The organism is Micromonospora sp. CMU55-4 (assembly GCF_011602315.1).
Classification (GTDB): Bacteria; Actinomycetota; Actinomycetes; order Mycobacteriales; family Micromonosporaceae; genus Micromonospora; species Micromonospora chalcea.
The window spans coordinates 1-260 of record NZ_JAAOLH010000068.1; the positions used below are offsets into that span (position 1 = coordinate 1).

General features: G+C 80.0%; 1 pseudogene. It reads left to right on the forward strand.

Features of this window, described 5'->3' with window-relative positions:
- A pseudogene (locus HA073_RS30280) lies at positions 1-260 on the forward strand (hypothetical protein); the annotation flags it as partial.

Genomic DNA, 260 nt, shown 5'->3' on the forward strand with positions numbered 1-260 from the left:
GGGTGGCGGCCAGCCGCCGGCCGCCGCGCCGGCGGCCGCCCCGGCGGTGGCGGCCCCGGCCGCTCCGGCTGTCGCGGCTCCGGCCGCGGCGACCACGGCCGCCGCTGCCACGCCCGTCGCCGACGGCACGAACGGCGGCAAGGACGACGACAAGCGGGTCGAGGGTGACGGCGGCGCGCTGCTGGTCGAGCGCGGCGGCAGCGCCTACCTGGACAATGTGAAGCTCGTCGACAACAACGCCGAGGGCGACGGTGGCGCCG